Source organism: Gemmata sp., from assembly GCF_051859125.1.
Taxonomy (GTDB): Bacteria; Planctomycetota; Planctomycetia; order Gemmatales; family Gemmataceae; genus Gemmata.
The window spans coordinates 1-5,077 of sequence record NZ_JBHYGG010000181.1; the positions used below are offsets into that span (position 1 = coordinate 1).

The following is a 5,077-nucleotide window of genomic DNA, read 5'->3' on the forward strand; positions in this document are numbered from 1 at the left end:
CGCCGAGCGAGGGGTCACATTGACCCCTCGCTCGGCGCTCGGGCTCGGACCAGAATCACCGCCCGTGGCGGGTGCGGGGTCAGCGGGCGGCGACGAACCGCCACTCGGGGACGCACGGCGGCAACTCGCCGACCGCGAAGGCGTCGTCGCCCATCCCCTCGCGGAGCTTCTTGAGGGCGAGGCGGCGGTACGTCACGTAGTGGAAGTCGCACTTCGCCTCGCGCATCGAGTCCCACAGGCGGTACAGCCGGTCGGTCTCGCGGACCGCCTCGCCGAGGACGTCGGCCCGGTCGGCCTCCCACAGCACCCGCGTGTCGAGGTTCTTGCGGTACGCCCGGTTGAACTGGATGTGGTCGTCCAGCAGCCGGCGGTCGGGGAGCCGGGCGGCGTCGACGAGCATCGGGGCGTCGGCGAGGTCCGCCTTGCGCTTGCGGAGGAAGTCGAGGTCGACCTGGAAGTCCTCGGCCTTGGCCAGGACGTACCGGGTCTCGCGGGGGTCGAGGATCTCCAGGTTGATGGCGACTTCGTGAACGGCCGCCTGAATGGTCGCCCACCGCTCGACGGGTGGGGTCAGTTCCGGCGTGCCAACGGGAGCGGACAGCAGAACGGTCGCGAAAAAGAGGTCCGAGGGAGCCATGACATGCCCTCCACATTCGAGGCGCGCACGGGGGCCGTGGCCGGCGGTGCGGGCAACGTAACGGGTCGGAATGGTTCGACACAAAGTGTCGGGTCGGGGAGGGGCGGGCGGCCGACGACGGAAAGGGTTCCACCGCCCGCCGCGGGGAGCGACGGAGTGGAAAGCGGTCGGCCCGGCCTCGGCGATCCGGCTGGATCCGGGTGTTGAGGTCGCTTATGCGCGACCTGCTGACCCATGACAATACATCTTGCGTGCCGGGGACGATTTTCCGTGGGTCGGGGTGTCGGGAAATCGGCCTCACAACCCGACCGAACTGCGGTTCACCACACGAAACCAGAGGTTTATCGCGGCGTTTCGACGGGCGCGCACGGGCCGCGGTCCGGACGCCTGGGAACGGCTGGGGGCGGGGCCTGCTTAATTACCGCGCAGATGTATGCTAATCACTCAGGCGTTTTGCGCCGGGTCGCGGAGTGCCACCACCCAGAACCTGATGCTCGATCACGTGGCCTTCAGGAACTTGCCACGAATCGAGGCACTTTCGCTCAAGAAAATCAACCCCAGTTCCGACGCGACCGCTTCAGCCGTGACAGCCCGCACCGCCCGCAGGAGAACCAGGGGACAGAACGTCGGAAGAGCAGAAGGCAGAAAAGCGAAACGAGGCCACTTCATATCCTGATCGTCTGTCCTCTGGAGTTCTGTCCTCTGGTCCTTATGCTCTGCCCGGGGTTCCGGAGGCGTTCGCGGAGTTCAAGGATGGCACGTACGCGTTCAGGGCAGGTCGCGGTCGTCACCGGCGCGTCGAGCGGCATCGGGTGGGAACTGGCCTGCCAACTCGCCGCAGAGGGGGCCAGGGTCGCGATCGTCGCGCGCCGGGCCGAGCAACTCGGGGCGCTCCAGAAAGTCATCACGGACGCCGGCGGCACCGCGGCGGCGTTCGTCTGCGACGTCGGCAGCCGCGAACCGGTCGAGGCGATGGTCCGGGCCGTTACCGAGCAACTCGGGCCGATTGATCTGGTCATCGCCAACGCCGGGGTCGGCCGGCCGACGCACCTCGACCCGGTGAACATGGCCGACGTCGAGGACACGTTCCGCATCAACCTGATGGGCGTGGTCTACACCCTCTCGGCGGCGCTGCCGGGGATGCTGGCGAGAAAGTCCGGACACCTCGTGGGGATTTCGAGCCTGGCGGGCTACCGCGGGCTGCCGGGCGAGTCGGCGTACTGCGCGAGCAAGGCGGCGGTGAACGCGTACCTCGACGGGCTCCGCATCCACCTCCACGGGACCGGCGTGCGGGTGACGACCGTGTGCCCCGGGTTCGTGACGACCCCGATGACGGAGATGAACACGTTCCACATGCCGCAGGTGATGACGGCCGGGGTCGCGGCGGGCAAGATCCTGCGCGCGATCCGGCGGGGCGTGAAGGTGTACAACTTCCCGTGGCGGCTCCAGATGATGGTGAAGCTGAGCCGCTGGGTGCCCGACTGGATGATGAAGCGGTTCATGGCCGATTACGACACCGCCCCGGTGAAGTAGGTCGCACGGAAGGTGCCCGGTCGTAGGGCCGGCTGTGCCGGCCGTAACCCATGCCCTATCCGCTGCTTCGGCCGGTACAGCCGGCCCTACAACGGAGTTTCGTTCTTGAGTCCCAAGGCCCGGCATCACAGGGGCCGGCTCCAGAAGGGATACGGAGCAGCACAATTTGGCATAACCGGTTGAGGGCGGGCGCGATGGTTCCGGCGGGTTGGGGGTGCCCGCTCCGGAGACTCGCGGAGACTCAGGAGACTCGCGGAGGCATCCGGAACCAACCGAAACACGTCCGGAACCATCCGGAACACGTCCGGAACCAACCCGAACACCCCCGGAACCACTCGAAACATCGTTACTCCCCGAAGTTCCGGAACCACAGCGCCGCGGACAGGACGTGCCACAGGAGGTAGCCGGCGATTCCGGCGCTCAGTGTGATGAGCGCGAACACGGCCCACTTCGGCGTCTGCCGGGGCGGCGGCCGCATCCGCTCGGCGGCCGGGGGCAGGCGCGGCCGCGCGCGGCGCAGGTCCACCGTGAACGGCGCGCGGCACCCGGGGCACGTGACCCGGACCGTGAACGTGGGCAGCACCCGCGGGAGCGCGACGCTGAACTTGCGGCACAGCGGGCAGATGACGGACCGGCTCCCGTCCGGGGCGGTGCGGATCGCGTCGGCGACGACCACCCCGGCGGGCGCGGGCCGCGGCGCGCCGCTCGCTGCGGGCGGGGCCGCGACGACCGCCGGGGGCGGGGCGGACCGCGGCCGGGGCGGGGGCGCGACCAGCGAGGTCGAGGCGATGAACTCGGTCCCGCAACTGGGGCAGCGCACGTCCACGCGGTTCCCCACGGGCGCGACGGGTTCGATCGTGTGACACGTCGGGCACCGGACCACGCGGCGGCCGCCGTCGCCGATCAGGATCAGCGACAGGATGCGCGACCCCGCGACGGCGACCTTCGCAGTGGGCTCCGGTTTCGGAACGGGCGGAGGTGGCGCCGGCGGCGGGGGCGGCGGCAGGCTCCCGTCGGAGGCCAAGAACTCGCACCCGCACGAGTCGCACCGCACGTTCGACCACCCGCGGGCCGTGCCCGGAGCGGCGGTCGTCGCGAGGCACACCGGGCACGCCGCGGTTCGCTCGCCGCCCGCCCCCGTCCGGAGCGGGGCAACGAGCTTCGACCCGTGTGCAGTCGGCAGGGCGCGCGGCGGGTCGCCGGCGGGGGGCGGGGGCGGCGGGTCGGGCGACTCGGGCATGTCTCGGCATCCGCACGGCAGACGACGCCGTTCAGGATACGGACGCGGCGCGGCGGGGGCTTGTGACCGGGCGGTTCGCCGCCGCACCCGCGTATACAATTCCGACAGGCGTTCCCGGACCGCTGCACCACCCTCGCACGCTCCGGTTCGCCAGGAGAACACCGACCCATGGCCGACAATCGCGAAACGCAACTCCTCGTCATCGGCGGCGGCCCCGGCGGGTACCCGGCCGCGCTGCACGCCGCCGACCACGGGATCAAGGTCACCCTTGTCGACGAGGACCCGAAGCTCGGCGGGGTGTGCCTGAACCGCGGGTGCATCCCCAGTAAGGCGCTGTTGCACACCGCCAAGATCATCCGCGAGGCGCACGAGATGGCCGAGCACGGCGTCTCGTTCGGCGAGCCCAAGCTCGACCTCGACAAGCTCCGCGGGTTCGTCCAGCAGAAGGTCGTCGGCAAGCTCACGTCGGGCATCGCGCAGCTCACCAAGGGCCGCGGCGTCGAGGTCGTGAAGGGCCGGGCGGTGTTCACCGGCCCGAACACCGCCGAGGTGACCGGCGAGAACCCCGGCACGATCACGTTCCAGAACGCCATCATCGCCACCGGCTCGCTGCCGATCGTGCCGAAGCCGTGGCAGCTCAACGACCCGCGGGTGATGGACAGCACCGCCGCGCTGCTGCTCCCCGACGTGCCCAAGACGCTGCTCGTCATCGGCGGCGGGTACATCGGCCTGGAGATCGGCAGCGTGTACGCGGCGCTCGGCAGCAAGGTCACCGTGGTGGAGGGGCTCGACAGCATCCTTTCGATGGCCGACCGCGACCTCGTCGCGCCGCTGGAGAAGAAGCTCAAGGCGCAGTTCGAAGCGATCTACACGAGCACGAAGGTCGCGGCGCTGGAGGCGAAGCCCGAGGGGATCGTCGTCACGCTCGAAGGCAAGGACGTGCCGGGGTCGCTGACCGTGGACCGCGTACTCGTGTCGGTCGGCCGGCGGCCGAATTCGGCCGGCCTGGGGCTCGACAGGGCCGGCGTGAAGGCGACCGACCGCGGGTTCATCCCGATCGACAAGCAGCGCCGCACGAACGTCCCGCACATCTTCGCGATCGGCGACGTGGGCGAGGAGCCGGGCCTGGCGCACAAGGCGACGGCTGAGGCACGGGTCGCGGTCGACGTGATCCTGGGCGAGCCGGCCGAGTGGAGCCCGCGGGCGATCCCGGCGGTGATCTTCACCGACCCGGAGATCGCGTGGGCCGGGCTGACGCAGAAGGAGGCCGAGGCCCAGTCGGTCCCGCACGAGGTGCTGAAGTTCCCGTGGACCGCGAGCGGCCGGGCCGTGAGCATCGCGCGGACCGAGGGGCTCACGAAGATGCTGGTGGACCCGGAGAGCAAGCGCGTCCTGGGCGTCGGCATCGTCGGGGCCGGGGCCGGCGAGATGATCTCCGAGGGCGTGCTGGCCGTCGAGATGGGGGCGGTCGCCCGCGACGTGATGGAGAGCATCCACCCGCACCCGACGCTGAGCGAGACCGTGATGGAGAGCGCCGAACTCGCCTACGGCGGCGCGACCCACGTGGGCAAGCCCCGCAAGGTGGCGAAGTAAGCTGAAGGTGATTTGGCGAGCCGGGAGCGACTGGAGCCCCGGCGGTTGGTCCGAGCCCGAGCGCCGAGCGAGGG

The 5,077-nt window shown here is 70.4% G+C and carries 4 protein-coding genes; 2 read left to right on the top strand and 2 right to left on the bottom strand.

Annotated elements, in window-relative coordinates:
- Window positions 1–79: 79 nt before the first annotated feature.
- Window positions 80–637, bottom strand: a complete 558-nt coding sequence (locus ACTIGN_RS16330) for a hypothetical protein (RefSeq protein WP_439625688.1) — start codon at window positions 635–637, stop codon at window positions 80–82.
- Window positions 638–1,390: 753 nt separating this feature from the next.
- Here ACTIGN_RS16330 and ACTIGN_RS16335 point away from each other — a divergent pair.
- On the top strand, window positions 1,391–2,170 hold the full coding sequence (locus tag ACTIGN_RS16335) for an SDR family NAD(P)-dependent oxidoreductase (protein ID WP_439625690.1): 780 nt from the start codon (window positions 1,391–1,393) through the stop codon (window positions 2,168–2,170).
- Between the two features lie 346 nt (window positions 2,171–2,516).
- Here the strand turns inward: ACTIGN_RS16335 and ACTIGN_RS16340 are convergent, their stop codons facing one another.
- Window positions 2,517–3,410: a hypothetical protein gene (locus ACTIGN_RS16340; protein WP_439625692.1), complete on the bottom strand. Its 894-nt coding sequence runs from the start codon at window positions 3,408–3,410 to the stop codon at window positions 2,517–2,519.
- A 168-nt stretch (window positions 3,411–3,578) separates the two neighbouring features.
- Here ACTIGN_RS16340 and lpdA point away from each other — a divergent pair, with 168 nt between their 5' ends.
- Window positions 3,579–5,003, top strand: a complete 1,425-nt coding sequence (gene lpdA, locus ACTIGN_RS16345; protein WP_439625694.1) for a dihydrolipoyl dehydrogenase — start codon at window positions 3,579–3,581, stop codon at window positions 5,001–5,003.
- Window positions 5,004–5,077 lie beyond the last annotated feature (74 nt).

Coding starts and splice junctions, on each gene's coding strand:
- ACTIGN_RS16330 (WP_439625688.1), bottom strand. CDS start 637: ATGGCTCCCTCGGACCTCTTTTTCGCGACCGTTCTGCTGTCCGCTCCC.
- ACTIGN_RS16335 (WP_439625690.1), top strand. CDS start 1,391: ATGGCACGTACGCGTTCAGGGCAGGTCGCGGTCGTCACCGGCGCGTCG.
- ACTIGN_RS16340 (WP_439625692.1), bottom strand. CDS start 3,410: ATGCCCGAGTCGCCCGACCCGCCGCCCCCGCCCCCCGCCGGCGACCCG.
- lpdA (WP_439625694.1), top strand. CDS start 3,579: ATGGCCGACAATCGCGAAACGCAACTCCTCGTCATCGGCGGCGGCCCC.